This window comes from Veillonella sp. T14073-2 (genome assembly GCF_002959875.1).
Lineage (GTDB): Bacteria > Bacillota > Negativicutes > Veillonellales > Veillonellaceae > Veillonella > Veillonella infantium.
The window spans coordinates 36988-53846 of sequence record NZ_PPDC01000003.1; the positions used below are offsets into that span (position 1 = coordinate 36988).

General features: G+C 38.4%; 14 protein-coding genes. 8 read left to right on the forward strand and 6 right to left on the reverse strand.

What is annotated here, in order from left to right; all coding sequences use genetic code 11:
- The first annotated feature begins 104 nt into the window (after positions 1-104).
- The 4 genes from VCHSUH04_RS02400 (at position 105) to VCHSUH04_RS02415 (ending at position 4999) form a co-directional block, all read left to right on the forward strand.
- Positions 105-1238: a PLP-dependent aspartate aminotransferase family protein gene (locus tag VCHSUH04_RS02400; protein WP_105085187.1), complete on the forward strand. Its 1134-nt coding sequence runs from the start codon at positions 105-107 to the stop codon at positions 1236-1238.
- A 10-nt stretch (positions 1239-1248) separates the two neighbouring features.
- Positions 1249-2433 (forward strand): MalY/PatB family protein, encoded by a 1185-nt coding sequence (locus tag VCHSUH04_RS02405; RefSeq protein WP_105085188.1) that lies wholly within the window; start codon positions 1249-1251, stop codon positions 2431-2433.
- A gap of 61 nt (positions 2434-2494) precedes the next feature.
- Positions 2495-3454: a homoserine O-succinyltransferase gene (gene metA, locus VCHSUH04_RS02410; protein ID WP_105085189.1), complete on the forward strand. Its 960-nt coding sequence runs from the start codon at positions 2495-2497 to the stop codon at positions 3452-3454.
- A 273-nt stretch (positions 3455-3727) separates the two neighbouring features.
- Positions 3728-4999, forward strand: coding sequence for an O-acetylhomoserine aminocarboxypropyltransferase/cysteine synthase family protein (locus VCHSUH04_RS02415; RefSeq protein WP_105085190.1), 1272 nt, complete (start codon positions 3728-3730; stop codon positions 4997-4999).
- A gap of 440 nt (positions 5000-5439) precedes the next feature.
- On the opposite strand, the gene VCHSUH04_RS02420 is transcribed toward VCHSUH04_RS02415, so the two are convergent.
- Entirely contained in the window at positions 5440-6027 is a 588-nt protein-coding gene (locus VCHSUH04_RS02420) for a PepSY domain-containing protein (RefSeq protein WP_105085191.1), read from the reverse strand.
- Between the two features lie 335 nt (positions 6028-6362).
- Here VCHSUH04_RS02420 and VCHSUH04_RS02425 point away from each other — a divergent pair, with 335 nt between their 5' ends.
- Positions 6363-6929, forward strand: a complete 567-nt coding sequence (locus tag VCHSUH04_RS02425) for a biotin transporter BioY (protein ID WP_105085192.1) — start codon at positions 6363-6365, stop codon at positions 6927-6929.
- A 203-nt stretch (positions 6930-7132) separates the two neighbouring features.
- Here VCHSUH04_RS02425 and VCHSUH04_RS02430 read toward each other — a convergent pair whose 3' ends face one another.
- From VCHSUH04_RS02430 to VCHSUH04_RS02445, 4 genes are all read right to left on the reverse strand, one after another.
- Positions 7133-7897 (reverse strand): TIGR03943 family protein, encoded by a 765-nt coding sequence (locus VCHSUH04_RS02430; protein WP_105085193.1) that lies wholly within the window; start codon positions 7895-7897, stop codon positions 7133-7135.
- Between the two features lie 52 nt (positions 7898-7949).
- Positions 7950-9485, reverse strand: coding sequence for a permease (locus tag VCHSUH04_RS02435; RefSeq protein WP_105085194.1), 1536 nt, complete (start codon positions 9483-9485; stop codon positions 7950-7952).
- Positions 9482-10351 carry a GTP-binding protein gene (locus tag VCHSUH04_RS02440; RefSeq protein ID WP_105085195.1) on the reverse strand — a complete coding sequence of 290 codons (870 nt, stop codon included), beginning with the start codon at positions 10349-10351 and terminating at the stop codon, positions 9482-9484. Before VCHSUH04_RS02440 ends, VCHSUH04_RS02435 begins: the two co-directional genes overlap by 4 nt.
- Before the next feature lie 437 nt (positions 10352-10788).
- On the reverse strand, positions 10789-12237 hold the full coding sequence (locus VCHSUH04_RS02445) for an aminoacyl-histidine dipeptidase (protein ID WP_105085196.1): 1449 nt from the start codon (positions 12235-12237) through the stop codon (positions 10789-10791).
- A 316-nt stretch (positions 12238-12553) separates the two neighbouring features.
- Here VCHSUH04_RS02445 and VCHSUH04_RS02450 point away from each other — a divergent pair, with 316 nt between their 5' ends.
- From VCHSUH04_RS02450 to VCHSUH04_RS02460, 3 genes are all read left to right on the forward strand, one after another.
- Entirely contained in the window at positions 12554-14005 is a 1452-nt protein-coding gene (locus VCHSUH04_RS02450) for a nicotinate phosphoribosyltransferase (protein WP_105085197.1), read from the forward strand.
- Positions 14006-14013: 8 nt separating this feature from the next.
- The gene (gene nadE / locus VCHSUH04_RS02455) at positions 14014-14781 is read left to right on the forward strand and encodes an NAD(+) synthase (RefSeq protein ID WP_105085198.1); all 768 of its coding nucleotides are present in this window, start codon (positions 14014-14016) and stop codon (positions 14779-14781) included.
- 89 nt (positions 14782-14870) lie between these two features.
- Positions 14871-15848, forward strand: coding sequence for an asparaginase (locus VCHSUH04_RS02460; RefSeq protein WP_105085199.1), 978 nt, complete (start codon positions 14871-14873; stop codon positions 15846-15848).
- Between the two features lie 157 nt (positions 15849-16005).
- On the opposite strand, the gene VCHSUH04_RS02465 is transcribed toward VCHSUH04_RS02460, so the two are convergent.
- A complete protein-coding gene (locus tag VCHSUH04_RS02465; RefSeq protein ID WP_105085200.1) occupies positions 16006-16782 on the reverse strand; it encodes an adenosylcobinamide amidohydrolase in 777 nt (258 codons plus the stop codon).
- Positions 16783-16859 lie beyond the last annotated feature (77 nt).

Sequence of the window (16859 nt, forward strand, 5' to 3'; positions counted from 1 at the left end):
TTTTAAGGGCACTCATGCAGTATGAGTGCCCATTTTTGTTGACCTTAGTCATTGTCTACTTTTATAATTAACATATTGTATACAAATATGAGGAGTTGAATGGAATGAAATTTAATACAAAATGCGTTCATGGCAGCGGTAGACCAGATAGCACTGGTGCAATTTCCCCTGCAATTTATATGTCTAGTACATTTTCCCATCCAAAGTTGGGTGATACAACAGGTTATCAATATACGCGGGAATCTAATCCAACACGGGATCGTTTGGAACAATTAATTGCAGGTCTCGAAGACGGTAAAGATGCATTGGCATTCTCTTCTGGTATGGCAGCAGTGGACGCAGTATTCCATCTATTCTCCCCTGGAGACCATATCATCTTAGGTGATGACTTATATGGTGGTTCTATCCGTATGTTTACAAATATTTATGAACAAAACGGCATTGAGTTCACTTATGTTGGTACGTCTGATCTTGATGCGGTGAAAGCAGCTTTCAAACCAAATACAAAGGCTGTTTATATTGAAACACCTACCAATCCTATGATGGAGATTACTGATATTCGTGCACTTTGTGCATTGGCTCACGAGCGTAATGCACTAGTAATCATCGACAATACATTCTTGAGCCCATACTTCCAAAAACCATTGACGTTGGGTGCCGATATTGTTGTACATAGCGGTACAAAGTTTATCGGTGGTCATCACGATGTAATTTCTGGTTTCACTATTGTGAACGATGAGGAATTGGCTGCAAAATTGCGCTTAACATACAAAACTGTAGGTGCTTGCTTATCCGCCATGGATAGTTGGCTCGTAATTCGAGGCGTCAAAACATTGGCACTTCGCATGGAGCAACATCAAAAGAATGCCATTGCTCTTGCTGAATGGCTCAAAAAACAACCTAAGGTTACTAAAGTGTTGTTCCCAGGTCTTCCAGAACATCCAGGTTATGAAATTAATAAAGCTCAAACGACTGGCTTTGGTGGCATGTTGTCCTTCGAAGTAGATAGCGAAGAAACGGCTAAAACCGTATTGGAAGGCATTGAGCTTATTCAATTCGCTGAAAGTCTTGGTGGTACAGAGTCTCTATTGACATACCCTGTAACGCAAACACATCCAGATTTAAAACCTGAAGATGCGGAGCGTAAAGGTATTACACGTTGCTTATTGCGTCTATCTGTAGGTATTGAAGACACAGATGATTTGATTGCAGACTTGGAACAAGCTTTCAATAAATAAAGGAGTTCCTATGGGACAATATAATTTTGATCAAATTTTAGATAGAACTCACACAAAATCTTTGAAATACGATTTTGCTGTAAAGCGCGGTAAACCAGCTGACGTACTGCCATTCTGGGTAGCGGACATGGACTTTGAGATTCCACCTGAGTTGAAGCAAATCTTATTGGATCGCGTGAACCATGGCGTATTTGGTTATACTGAATCCGATGATGAATACTTTGAAGTGTTACAAAATTGGTTTACTACGCGCTTTAACTGGACGCCAGAACAAAAATGGCTCGTTAAAACACCAGGTATCGTATTTGCCTTGGCTATGGCAGTTCGCGCTTTCACCAAGGAAGGCGAAGGGGTACTCATCAATCAACCGGTGTACTATCCATTTAGTATGGTTATCGATGATAATGACCGTCGTCTCATCAATGTGCCGCTCATCAAAGGTGAAGAGAAGTATACCATTGATTTTGAGGGCATTGAACGGGCTATCGTTGAGGAAAATGTAACATTATTCCTCTTATGTAATCCCCACAATCCGGTAGGCCGCGTGTGGACTGAGGATGAGTTAAAACGACTTGGCGATATTTGTATTAAACATAATGTACTCATCGTAAGCGATGAAATCCACGCTGATTTTGTTTGGAACGGGCATACGCATAAGGTCTTTGCTGACCTAGGTGAAAGCTATGCAGAACACTGTATCGTATGTACAGCACCGAGCAAGACCTTCAATATTGCAGGTTTACAAGTAAGTAATATTTTCATTCCTAATGATTCCTTACGCCGTCGTTTCATTAAAGAAATCGACCGTGCTGGCTATAGCCAGTTAAATACGATGGGCATCGTTGGCTGCGAAGGAGCCTACAAAGTTGGGGCACCTTGGCTAGACGAGTTGAAAGAATACATTCAAGATAATATTCAATTCACCATTGATTATGTAGCAAAATATATGCCGAAAATTCACGTATACCGTCCAGAAGGTACATATCTTATGTGGTTAGATTGCTCAAAGTTGCCATTAAGCCCTAAAGAACGTGATGAATGGATCATTAATGAAGTTAAATTGTGGCTTGATACGGGTTCTATGTTTGGCGTAGATGGAGAAGACTTTGAGCGCATCAATGTAGCGTGCCCTCGGAAAACTTTGGAAGAGGGGCTTGAAGCTTGGCGTCGTGCTTACGAGGCTAGAGGGTTTTAACAGAATTAGTTAAATTATTTAGATTAGGTTATCAAATTGTTTAGAGTGTAGAGGTGATAATATGCCTATTAAAGTAATAAAGAATTTACCGGCCATTACGAAATTAGCTCAAGAGAACATTTTCGTTATGGATACAGAACGGGCGGAAAATCAACAAATCCGACCTTTAAATATTCTGTTAATCAATTTGATGCCTACTAAAGAGATTACAGAGACTCAAATTTTACGTGCTCTTAGTAATAGCCCATTACAAGTTAACTTAACCTTGATACACACTGCATCTCGAAAAGCAAAAAATACAGATGAGCAGTATTTAGAGACTTTTTACCGCACCTTTGATGAGGTAAAAGACCAGTTCTTTGACGGCATGATTATTACAGGGGCCCCTGTAGAGTTAATGCCTTTTGAAGAGGTAGACTATTGGCCTGAGTTAGTAGAAATTATGAACTGGAGCGAAGAACATGTATGCTCTACGTTCTATATCTGTTGGGGTGCTCAAGCTGGTTTGTATCACCACTTTGGTATTAATAAATCCATCATGGATGAAAAGCTATTTGGTGTGTACGAACATGATATCTACAATGATCGACCAGTACTCTTACGTGGTTTTGATGAGAAGTTCTGGATGCCTCACTCCCGTCATACTACAGTTTCCTTGCAACAAATTAAGGAAAACCGCGATTTGGAATTATTGGCGGGCTCTGACCCAACAGGTGCCGCTATTGTTCGTAGCTTAGATAATAAACATATCTTCGTCTTTGGTCATGCGGAATATGATTGGGATACACTCAACCGTGAATATGAACGAGATATCAAAAAAGGTATGGACATTGCGGTTCCTGAAAACTATTTCCCTAATGATGATCCTAAACAACGTCCAATCGTACGCTGGCGTTCTGTAAGTACATTATTATTTACAAACTGGTTAAACTATTATGTTTACCAAGAAACTCCGTACATTATTGAACAAATTCAAAAAATGAAATTTGAACGTGATAAGAACTTAGGTGCCTATATCTAAAGTATCATTAGTAGAAGATCCCCTAATTACTGCTGAAATCTCTAGTGTGAGATGATATAAAGAAAGTAATTAGGGGATTTTTATTTGTTATCAATTGAGTTCGCTTTGCAGTTTTGCAGAATAGCAAGCTTTAGTTTGTATAGATATATTGGATATAGCTTTAAGTTATGTCTAACAATATAAATTAATAGTAGACATAATTTTTAAAACATAGTAGTATACTAGGTATAAAGAATGAACTCAATTCACAGTTAATATAAAGGAGTTGTTATAATGAGCAAACAATACAGATTTGAAACATTACAATTACATGCCGGTCAAACGGTAGATCCAACAGGTTCTCGTGCAGTACCTATTTACCAAACTACATCTTTCGTATTTAAAGATGCAGAAGAAGCAGCAGGCCGTTTTGCCTTGACTAATCCTGGCGGCATTTATTCCCGCCTTGGCAATCCTACTACTGATGTATTGGATGCTCGTGTAGCTCAACTTGAAGGTGGTGCAGGTGGTATCGCAGTAGCATCTGGTTCTGCAGCGATTACATATTCTATCTTGAACGTAGCTAGTGCTGGCGATAATATCGTAGCAGCTTCCACTTTATACGGTGGTACTTACAACTTATTCACAGCTACATTGCCACGTCTTGGTATCGAAACTAAATTTGTAAATCCTGATAACTTAGAGGAATTTGAAGCAGCTATTGATGAAAACACTAAAGCTGTTTACATTGAATCTATCGGTAACCCTGGTATCAACCTTATCGACGTACAAGCAGTAGCTGATATTGCACATAAACACAATATTATCTTGATCGTAGATAACACATTTGCATCTCCATACTTGTTCCGTCCATTAGAACATGGTGCTGACGTAGTTGTTCACTCTGCTACTAAATACCTTGGTGGTCACGGCACAACATTGGCTGGTGTAGTAGTAGAATCCGGTAAATTCGATTATAAAGGTTCTGGTAAATATCCTGGGTTCTCTGAAGGTGATGAACACTACAATGGTTTAGTATATGGTGATTTGCCAATTCCATTCACTGTAAAAATCCGTGCTCAATTGCTTCGTGATACTGGCGCATGCATTACTCCACTTGCATCTTGGCAAATCTTGCAAGGCGTTGAAACATTGTCCTTGCGCGTAGAACGTCACGTAGAAAATACTCGTAAAGTAGTAGATTTCTTGACTAAACATCCTAAAGTGGCATGGGTAAGCTATCCAGAATTAGAAGACAGCAAATACAAAGCTTTAGCGGATAAATACTTCCCTAAAGGTGTTGGTGCTGTATTCACATTCGGTGTAAAAGGTGGAAAAGAAGCAGGTATTAAACTTGTTGACTCTTTGGAAATCTTCTCCAACTTGGCTAACGTAGCAGATGCTAAATCTCTTGTTATTCACCCTGCATCTACAACACATGCACAACTTAACGAAGAACAACAAAAATCTGCTGGCGTAACACCAGATATGATCCGTGTATCCATTGGCCTTGAAAATATCGACGATATTATCGAAGACTTGGCTCAAGCTTTGGATAAAGCATAATTTCCTACTCCAAATATGGAAATACTATAGATCAAACTTTCAGAACATAAATTACATTCTTAAGTATGACCTCGCTTAAGAAATAGAACACAAACTATCAGACCTATAAAACTTATACAAGAGACCTCCCCTAAAAGGGAGGTTTTTTTGTGTTGTGGTGCAAAAAAAGACCTTGGATTCAACGATCCAAGGTCTTTTAAAGGGAGTATAGTGTGTGTAACGTTTGGCCTGTGGTGTGTGAGCACAGACCCTTTACCTATTGTGTGAGATAGGGTTTTGGGAGAGCCCTTTGTGAGTTATAGGGCTCTCTAAGTTTGTGTGTTAGTTTGTGTGTTAGAGAGTGTATCCATTGGGATACTGTGTGTATAGTATGTGTGTTATATGTGTAGTGTGTCATCTTAGTGGGTTAGGATAGGGGTTCACTAGATGAAAAGAGCTTCTTAGTATTTTGTAGTTTTTACTTTGGAGCTCAATACTTTACCGGATGTAGCGTCAACTTTTACTTCCGCTTTTTTGTCGCCACCAGTTGTCATATCGAATTCGTATACAACTTTACCGTTTTCGCGTTCAACAGACCATTCCATAGTTTGGAAGTCGGAACCAACTTTTTCAAGAGCTTTTGTTTCAGCTACTTCAGGGATGATGATGTTTTGAACATTAATAGTTTTGTTAGCTTTAGCATAGCCTTTTACTTCTTTGCCAACAATTTGACCAGTTGCTTCGTCTACTTTAAGTTCTACTTCACGATTGTTGTAGTAACCTTTTACTTCATAGTAAGGGTTATGTTTAGCATCGTAAGAAATAGATTTTACAGTAGCGCCAGGGAAGTTTTGTTGGAATACTGTAACAGCGCCCATGTAATCAACAGAATAGTTAGCTTGAGCGGATGGAGCTACGCTACCAATGCCTTTCCAGTTGCTATTGTTGTTGTAAGCATGGTTGCTGGCTGCACCAACTACACCTGCTAATAATACTGTACTAACGCCAAATGCACATAATACCTTTGATACTTTTTTAACATTTTTCATAATGAATGCCTCCTAATATAAGGTACTTTTATATACTGTTTTGTGAAAGTAGATTTTACTCAATCTACTTACGTATAATTTAATGTTATTATATGAATATAAAATGAAATTCAAAGTTTTTTGTATGAAGATGAGTATATCTTTTAGTTATTATGAATGATTGATAATAACTATAATATATAGTCAAAAAAATAAAATACTTGAAATTGCCGTATATATAGTATTAGACTATGTAGTTAACTAAAAGTCAATACATATAGTTGACAATTAAAAATACAAGTGCTTTAATTTAGGTAAGTAGTAGTTTGTTATTGTCTTATTAATGGAGGTATACCATGAGTTCTACCGTATCAAAACAAACTCGCATTACCACCCGTCAGTTAACAATGACTGCACTATTTGTGGCTTTGATTGCCGTAGGTGCTTTTATACGGGTGCCATTACCTAACTGTCCGTTTACATTGCAGATCTTATTTACCACATTGGCTGGCATTGTCTTAGGTAGTCGTTTAGGCGCTGCTAGCGTAGGCATTTATATTGTACTGGGCCTTATCGGCGTACCTATCTTCACCTCTGGCGGCGGTCCTGGTTATATTTTGCAACCTACTTTTGGCTATTTGATTGGCTTTATGGTTGGTGCTTATGTTGTGGGGCGAATCGCCGAATCGATGGATACCTTATCCTTTAAACGATTATTAGTAGGTTCTATATTAAATCTATTAATTGTATATGGCCTTGGTATGATCTATCTATACTTCATTATGAATTTGTATTTAGGTAAACCAATTGGAATAGAGGCCGTTATTATTACATGCTTCTTAATCCCAGTAGGCCCAGATATCTTCCTTTGTGCCGTTGCTGCATCTCTTGGCAAACGAATTGTTAAAGAATTACATCGATAATATAGTATTCATATAATAGTCTTTATATAATACTATTATATATTTATTAAAACCGAGGCGTTATGCCTCGGTTTTATTTGTTTACAGATCTATTTAAGACTGTTTAATGATATCTATTTAAGACTGTTTAATGATATCCATTTAAGACTGCTTAATGATATCTCTTTAAGATTTATTAAGCCTATTGATTTAATATTATTTATTTAAGGATATACATAACCTAAAATAGGTTCTGCTGTTTTTATTTTGGTTACTTCTACATATGGTTGAGCACGACCGTGGAAGTCTCGAGTAGATACTTTGCCTTCGATAGATACCCATTGTTCATTTTGTAAGCTGTCTCCATCTGTTTTGTATGCAGTCATGCCGATTGGGGCGACGTCAGCGATACAGCAAGCCATAGCCATACGAGAGATGGTAAATTCATTAGATTTTAGCGTATTATCATCACGATTTACATAGCCTGTCATATATACAGTGTAGTCCTTGTATTGGTCTACATTAGAGCCGACCTTTACGATGGTTTGATAGAAGTTATCGGAGTTTAGTACGATTTCTTTTTTGTCTTTAGAAATACCAGGCTCTTTGCTTTCACTGTTAACAGTAATAACCTCACCTATAGCATCATTTGTAAAATCAAAATTGTTCGTATCATCATTAACTCGTGCCGCGCCGTGAACACCAGTATTAGGAACTAGGACAGGCGGAACAATGAGCAAAACTACGGGGATAATAATAGGCACGATAGAACGTAAATTGTGCTTGTAATAGCGGGATGGAGCCCAAATGATAGTTGCTAATCCACCTAATATGAGAGCTATGCTACTGATGCCGAGCAGTAGCTCATATCGGGGTGCAATATAGTTCAAATAACGGCCCGTCAGAATTAGGTATACACAGCAGATACCCAAGATTAGATAGAGAGCGCCTTTCACGATGGAAAAGCGATCTTTAAGTCCTAATTTCATAGAATCATCTCCTTTTATATTCATTAAGAACTGAAATTGTAATAATTAAAAATTAGCCTACAAAGAATTGAAAACCTAAGGCAGCTATATAAGACATGACTGCAATAGTTATACCGAGACGAAGTATAAATGAAGTTGGCATATATTGTTTTAAAATATATACATTTTTTATATCGAGCATTGGACCTAAGATGAGGAAGCCCATAACTGAGCTTATAGGGAATAGGGTGCTCAAGGATTTGCCTATAATAGCATCTGATGTAGAACAGATTGAGAAGAAGAAAGCTAATACTAGCAAGATTGGAATAGCCCACACGATAGGTAATGTGATACCCGCATTGATGAGCCAAGGTTTTCCATATACTTGAACTACTGATAAAACACCGGCAGCCATGGAAAAATAGAATAAGAGTTGGGAAAACTCTTTTTCCATATGAATTAACAATCTTTTTTTGTTGATGTATTTACTCTTAGATGACTCTATTAAAATCTCTTCATAGCTGAGATTCTGAGTATTTCTAGCTTTCATTAGTGCCTTTGAAGGTGGATAGAAGCGGAACGATAATGATACCAATAAAGCCACGCCAAGTCCAAGGACGATACGCCATACAGAAATCATGGGATCATCTGGAAAGGCATACCAAGTGGAGAGAATGGTAATAGGATTGATGATTGGGCTAGCGAGCATAAATAGGAGGGCCACTGATAATGGTACGCCTCTATCTGTGAGTGCTTTGAATAATGGAATAATGGCACAGTCACATACAGGTAAGGCTAGGCCACTAACCATGGCGGCACCATAGCTCTTCCAAGAATGATCGCCTAATAGTTTTAGTAGTACGCTCTGTGGTACAAAATAGCGTATAACGGTTGACCCAATAGTTCCTAATAAAAGGAATGGAATCGCTTCGACAATGAGTCCTGTAATGATGGCAAAGCATTGATGAATGGAGTAAGGAATGTCATGACGGAACGCGGTAACTAAAAGTATATAGGCGGTAATGCCGATAACTAATAGATTTGGTATGAGGCCCCACGTAGAATTGCGGCATAATTGCTCTACCTTTTCAGGCGTTGGCGCCGTTACAATCTTGGCCTCTCTATTATAGGTTCGTAATAAGGCATGGTGTGTATCGGTCTCTGTGATGATGCAATCTGCACTGTATAATTGGCTTGTTACATCATTACCTAAACCAGGCAACATCGATGCGACGAATTGATCTGTACAAAGGTATAATACCTTTTCAATTTGCAACATGTGATGCAGTTTATCACTGTATAGCAAGGTTTCTAGCTGGTGAAAACTGACCATACCATTCCATTCAATCCATATTTCTTTGGGATTTGTCTTATTAATATAGGTTGCGATTTCGTCTGCTATAGAACTATAGGTGTCAGGTTGATTAGGCGTGATTGCACTGAGTTTATCAGGGCTAAGTTGTAAAGCATCTTTAATAAGTGATACAGAGCCTTGTTCGGCACTAATACATGCTGTGCCGCCCAGCTTTTTACGGTATTGTAATTGTTCATTTATGAATGTACTTTTACCAGAACCGATAAATCCGGTAACGATATAAACAGGTATCATGATTGACACACTTCGTTATGTACCATTGGCACATTAAAATCAGTACCAATAACGACTAAGCTGTAGTCAGTGGATTCGCTAGGTACTAGGGAGCAGTAATGCGTACCGTATTGCAACTCATGGGGACCTTCGGTGGTCGGTACAATACCTTTAGCACGAAGCACACTGTCTGGCATACCTTCTAAAATCGTTTTCCATTGTAATAGAGTGAGTGTACGCAAGTCTTTAAAGGTATGACTCATAAATAGATGGTCATCATGTAATGAATTGTCATCATGACAGTGATAGAGGCGTTTAATATAGTCTCGTAAGGAAATGGTATCCCATGACTCTTCGTGAATAGGTGTGTTGGGCGCTAAGTCGTGAATCATGCGCTTTGTAATACTTGTTTGTTGAACATCTTCGGTGTGACTCAAGAAGATAGCGTCACTGTTTGTGATTTGATCTTTAAAGAATAAACCAAAGTTTTTGATAAACATAGGTGCTTGCATAGCATCCACCGTTGTTACTGAGGCGTGAATATAGGCGGATTTCGCAATGTCTTCATCTTCACATGTATGGATGATTTCACTCAATTTGCTGACCCCAGATGGTTCGATATAGATAATATCTACATCATAATTTTGAAGAATATCGAGTAATGCTTGTTGGAAATTTCCTTGTAAGCTGCAGCAAATACAACCAGATGTTACTTCACGAATAGTAGCACCTGTTTTAGCAAGATTTGCTGCATCAAGACTAGTTTCGCCAAAATCATTTTCTATAATTAAAACCTTGTCTGTAGGTTTATGTTCTTTTAGTATATGTTGTAAAAATGTTGTTTTTCCCGAACCTAGAAATCCGGATATGATAATAATAGGAATCATATGTGCCTCCTGAGTAAGATAAACACAGTATACACCTATAGAATAACACAGAAAATACATCCTAGGGTATATGCATAGTTATGAGAGCTCTGTTATTCTTAAAATTCTCTTTAAATATATGGATTATATACATTATATGAGTATATTAACAGATGTATTTAATATTCATAATTAATTGTGAAAAACCTAGGGATTATCAATTTCTCTATATATGAATGAATACTCTTGTTTGAATATATATTAATTTTATATTTTTTTGAAAAACATAAAAAAATCCCTCCTATAGAAGGCTTAGTCGGGAAGAGTTGACTGAAGCCCTCATAGGAGGGGGGGAAGAGAATTCGTTATATAAATCTCTAATTAGATTACTTTTAGTATACCAAATTATATATAAAGTATGTAGTCATTATTTAAAATTTTGTATGTTTATTGTAATTTTATTGTAACTTAGCTAACAATGCTTTGAGGTATACATACACGTTTTCAACGGATGGTAAATGAACGCGTTCCATTGGTGTATGTGGACTTACGATAGTAGGTCCAAAGCTAATCATTTGGGTATTTGGTAATACGCCTTTCAACAAGCCGCATTCAAGACCTGCATGAATAGCGTTTACATTAGCTGGTGTATCAAACATTTCATTATGTAAGGAAATAGCTTGTTCTTCAAGTTTGGAGCCTTTATCATATTCCCATGCAGGATAACCACCAGTACGCTCTGCAGATACACCTAGTGTTTTCGCAAGTAACATCATTTTCTTAGCCAAGAATTCAAGACTGTTGCTATTGGAGCTACGGATGGAAATGAGTATTTCAATAGTATGTTCGTTTTCGCGTACGATAGCGATGTTGTTAGAAGTTTCTACAAGATTTGGGATAGATTTGCTTACAGAATGAACACCATCTTGTGCAAGATAGATGTAAGTAATAAGAGCTTCTGTTGTGTCATCTGCATATACTACATCAGGAGTAGCGACATCTTCTACAACAAATTTAAGACCTGGATCTTGGATACCATATTCATGGAGATATTGCTTTTCTTGGTAGGCAATTAATGTTTTAATGGCCGCTACATCTTCAGCGCGTACGGATAATACAGCAACTGCTTTAGAAGGAATGGCATTATGTTTTACGCCACCTTCAAAGGATGCTAAGCATACAGGATATTGTTGTTGAATATCATAGAGTACACGTGTTAATACTTGGTTAGCATTAGCACGTTGTTCGCAGATTTCAATACCGGAGTGACCACCTTTAAGGCCTGTTACGGTAAAAGATAAGCCTGCATCATAACCAGGTTGGTTGTTTTCGCGCAATAATGGAATGTTTACGTGAACATGGCAACCGCCAGCACAGCTAACAGTGAAGTCGTGTTCTACCTCTGTATCGAGGTTGAGTAAGTAATCGCCACTTACTTGGCCTTCTTTAATGGCGAAAGCGCCATCCATGCCAGTTTCTTCATTTGTGGTGAACAATAATTGCATAGGTCCATGTTGTTGACTATCATCTTCGAGGATGGCAAGCATCATGGCACCACCCATACCGTTGTCCGCACCTAGTGTAGTGTGGTCTGCGTGCATCCATTCACCTTCGATGATGTTTGCAATAGGATCCTTGGAGAAGTCATGATTGGAGTCATGATCTCGTACACAAACCATATCGATATGGCCTTGTAAGATGATAGAAGGTCGGTTTTCATAACCTGGAGACGCTGGCTTTTTGATGACTACATTAAATTGATCGTCTTGATGAACCTCAAGCCCCAAATTTTTAGCAAAGTTTACGATATAATCGCTGATGCCTTTTTCGTTTCCTGATTCACGAGGAATTTGGCTCATTTCTTTAAATATTTCTAATACGCGTTTTGCTTGAACGATTGATTCCATAATGGTTCCTTTCATTCTCATGTAAATAATAGATATATATGTTGATTGATTATACGGAATACTTAGTGTTTTTATTAGTATCTGAATTTGTAATACTAATAAAAGAATTTATTCCAGTGATAACTTTCACAGACATATATATGGAATATATAAATAGTTAGTATATATATAGTTATATCACAAGAATGATTATTAGGATAGTTTATGGAAACTGTAGTATATGTATGTACTAGCTATATAGAAATAATAATGTATAATGAGGGTATACGATTAACGATTAATTAAATCCATTAGATTTTAGAAGGTTGGTGAACCGATGCAACACGACAGTCGCAATATTAGTATGCTTATGGATTTTTATGAGATGACCATGGCACACGGCTATTTTACACAACATGAAAATACGGATCGCGTCGCTTTTGATGTGTTCTTTAGACGCAATCCAGATAAGGGTGGCTTTGCCATTTTTGGTGGTCTTGAACAAATCGTTGAGTACATTTTAAATCTACACTTTGATGAAAGTGATATCGATTTTTTACGGGCCCAAGGTATTTTTAGTGAGGAATTTTTGGCATATCTAAAAGACTTCTCCTTTACTGGTGATGTATATGCATTCCCAGAGGGGTCGATTATTTATCCAAACGAACCGGTTATAACTATCGTAGCCCCTCTCATAGACGCACAAATCGTAGAAACTGCAGTGCTAACTATGATGAACCATCAGTCCCTTATCGCTACAAAGGCTAATCGCATCGTTCGTGCTGCGGATGGGCGTGTAGTAGCCGATTTTGGGGCTCGTCGAGCTCATAATGTGGATGCCGCTGTATATGGTGCGAGAGCAGCCTACATTGGTGGGGTACAGTCTACGGCAACTGTTTTAGCGGGCCAACAATTTGGTATTCCTGTGAGTGGAACCATGGCTCATAGCTGGGTTATGTATCATGATTCTGAATACGAAGCTTTCAAAGCTTACGCTGAAGTGTATCCGGATGGAGCGGTATTCCTTGTTGATACCTATGATGTATTAAACTCTGGGGTTCCTAATGCTATTAAAGTAGCTAAAGAGGTATTGGAACCTATGGGAAAACGCTTAAAAGGTATACGCCTTGATTCAGGTGACCTTGCTTACTTAGCTAAAAAAGCGCGTCGTATGCTTGACAAGGCAGGCTTAGAAGATTGCAAAATTATGGCTTCCAATAGTCTTGATGAATATACAATAACCTCTTTATTGGGACAGGGTGGTCCCATTGATATCTTTGGTGTAGGTGAAAGACTGATTACCTCTAAGAGTGACCCTGTATTTGGGGCCGTATACAAGATTGCTGGTGTTGAAAAGAATGGTTTGTGGGAGCCTCGCATCAAGATTTCTGAATCTGTTGAAAAGATTACGAACCCAGGTTTTAAAAAGGTGTATCGCGTATACAATGATAAAGGGCGTGCCATTGCAGATTTATTAACATTGTTAGAAGAGGTGCCAGATACGACAGAACCATATCGTTATATCGATCCAGAACAACCATGGCGTGAATTGTACTTTGAAAATTGCACCTTTAAAGAGATGAAACAACTCATTATTAAAGATGGCAAGCTTATCGTAAAATTGCCGACATTAGAAGAGCTTCGTCAATACGTTAAAGACCAATTAGACCGCGAAATTTGGTTAGAAGAACAGCGCTTTGAAAATCCACATCGCCATTACCTTGATATGAGTCCAGGATACTATCAAATGAAAATGGATTTATTAAATCGTATTTTCCGGAAGAAGTAGGAGGGCTTATGTTAGACAATCCAGAAGCAACAAAAGAGGCTCTCGTTCAATGGATTAGAGACTATTTTAGTCAAAATGGGCCTAGCTGTAGCGCCGTAGTGGGCGTTTCAGGTGGTAAGGATTCCACAATTGTGGCTGCTTTATGTAAAGAAGCCCTTGGGGCAGAACGCGTAGTAGGTGTTCTTATGCCGAATGGAATTCAGTCTGATATCGATGATGCTAAGGCTGTAGTGGCACATTTGGGGATTCCACATATCATAGTGAATATTGGAACTGCCTATGAAGCTTTGACGAACGCTATCATTCAAGGTGAAGGTTATAAAGCAGTTACTGGTAGATCTGATATATCCAAGGATGCAGGAATTAATACACCACCGCGTCTTCGCATGACAACGCTATATGCAATAGGGCAAAATTTGCCAAATGGGGCACGCGTAGCTAATACATGTAATGGATCTGAAGATTATGTCGGGTATTCTACAAAATATGGCGATAGTGCTGGGGATTTTAGTCCTCTTGCCAATCTTGTCGTAGAAGAGGTGCGCCAAATAGGTCGATTACTTGATATTCCAAAATATCTTGTAGATAAGACGCCTAGTGATGGACTCAGCGGTCTATCTGATGAGGATAAATTAGGATTTACCTATGCTGTATTAGATCGATATATTAGAACTGGAGAGATAGAAAATCTTGAAACGAAAGAACGTATTGATTATTTAAATCGTATTAATAAGCATAAATTAGAATTGATGCCGTCCTTTCACCCACAATGTTGAGAGAGGACTTGTTTTAGCTAGTCTAATTCATGCTAATGTTGATTAACAAAAGATTTACTATTTCTTATGTATTTTATGATGGAGGTAATATGGAGACAAAAATTGCGTTGATTGGTACGGGTGGTACAATTGCTGGACAAGGTGCATCCGATACAGATTTGACGGGCTATACTGCAGGTGTATTAGGCCTCGATGAAATTTTAGACTCCGTACCAGGCACAGAACCATATGGTCCATATACATATACTCAGTTTAGTAATATTGAAAGTTCCGATATTACTGTCCAGCATTGGTTGGATTTATCTAAGTTAGTACAAGAATTAGTAAATCAAGAGGATATAGGCGGTGTTGTTATTACTCATGGAACAGATAGCATGGAGGAGACAGCTTATTTTCTTAATCTTACTGTTCATACAGATAAACCTATCGTTATTACTGGCTCGATGAGACCTGCTGGGGCAATCAGTGCAGATGGTCCTATTAATTTGTTACAAGCGATTCAAGTGGCAAGAACACCTGCATCTGTAGGTAAAGGTGTACTTGTTGTTCTAAATGGCTATGTTGATGGGGCCCGTGATGTGTCCAAACAGAATACAACTAATGTGGCTACCTTTGACAGTCCATTAGTAGGGCATCTTGGTATCGTCCAGGATGGTGTAGCTCATTATTATAAAGCCTCTATTCGTCGTCATACGAAAGGATCCATCTTTGATGTACATGACCTTAAGGAATTGCCTCGTGTAGTCATTTTGACTTGCTATGGCGGTATGGATGACATGGTGCCAATGAGTGTAGTTGCCACTAATCCTGATGGGCTCATCTTGACTGGATTGGGTCATGGTACAATTCCTCAAAATGTACGTCAAATAACACAAAATACAGCATTCCCAACTGTACGTGCCTCTCGTACAGGGAGTGGCATGGTATCTGCTGTACCACAAGATGCACTAGCAGGCTATCTCGTAAGTGATACATTGAGCCCACAAAAAGCTCGTATCTTATTGATGCTGGGGCTTACAAAAACTAAAAATCTTAAAAAGTTACAACAGTTCTTCTATGAATATTAATTAGAAAACAAAAAAAGATTTGAGAAAAACTCTCAAATCTTAATTTGACATTCATTTTCAAGTATTATACTATGTGTAACAGTTTTATATACAATGAACCGCACATCCCGATCGCCTAGGATGTGCGGTTTTTTATTTCGCCTAGAATGCGTATTTTTTATTCGGCGCCAATAGCATTTTCTAAGGCTCGTTGTATACCTATATAAACAGCCTTAGCTAATGTATCCCCGAATAGGGAGAAGGAGCCTGCATCTGTTAACACATCACCATTGGTATCGATAGTGAGAACCACACCATCTGTAGAGGTACCGGTAGCAGAAGTCTTGCGTTCTTTTGTAATTGCTTCAGGAATATCTTCGTTAATAAATGGATAGAGGCGTACACTTTCAACACCCCAATCTTGGAGGGCTGCGGTTTTAGCCTCCGTAATTGTCATGATGGCTTTCACCATGGCACTATCTGTTAATGCCTTGTTTGTAAAGACAAGAATATTAATGGTACCAGGTACTATAAAACTACCATCTCGCTCCTCGTAGCAATAGCCTGTTCCTGCACGATGGGCCGTTTTTTCATAGCCTGCAGTAACGATGGTCTCTACAATCGTATCGTGTTCTTCAACCTTAGCGTACGCGTGAAGGTTCATTGTAGCAGAGGTGAGCAGTGCTGTACTAAAATGAACAGGTGTATCGATGTGTTCAAACTCTTGTGCTAAATAATTTGCTACAGAGCCGCCAGGCAAATCTTTTTCTGTTTCAATTTGATACGTCAGTTGCTGATTTCGTACGGCCAAAGTATGGTGATATCCGCCATTGAGTTGACCACTAGATAAGGAATAATGGATGTCATCAAAGTGTACGGTAACGGAATTTAACTCTTTTGTTACATGACCTCCTGTTGCAAGCTCTTGTGGTGCTTCATATGGATTGTTAAACATATAAGTCTCCCTAGGTTTAGATTGTTATATATATAATATATTGTTATATATATAATATCTGTCTCTTATACACATCT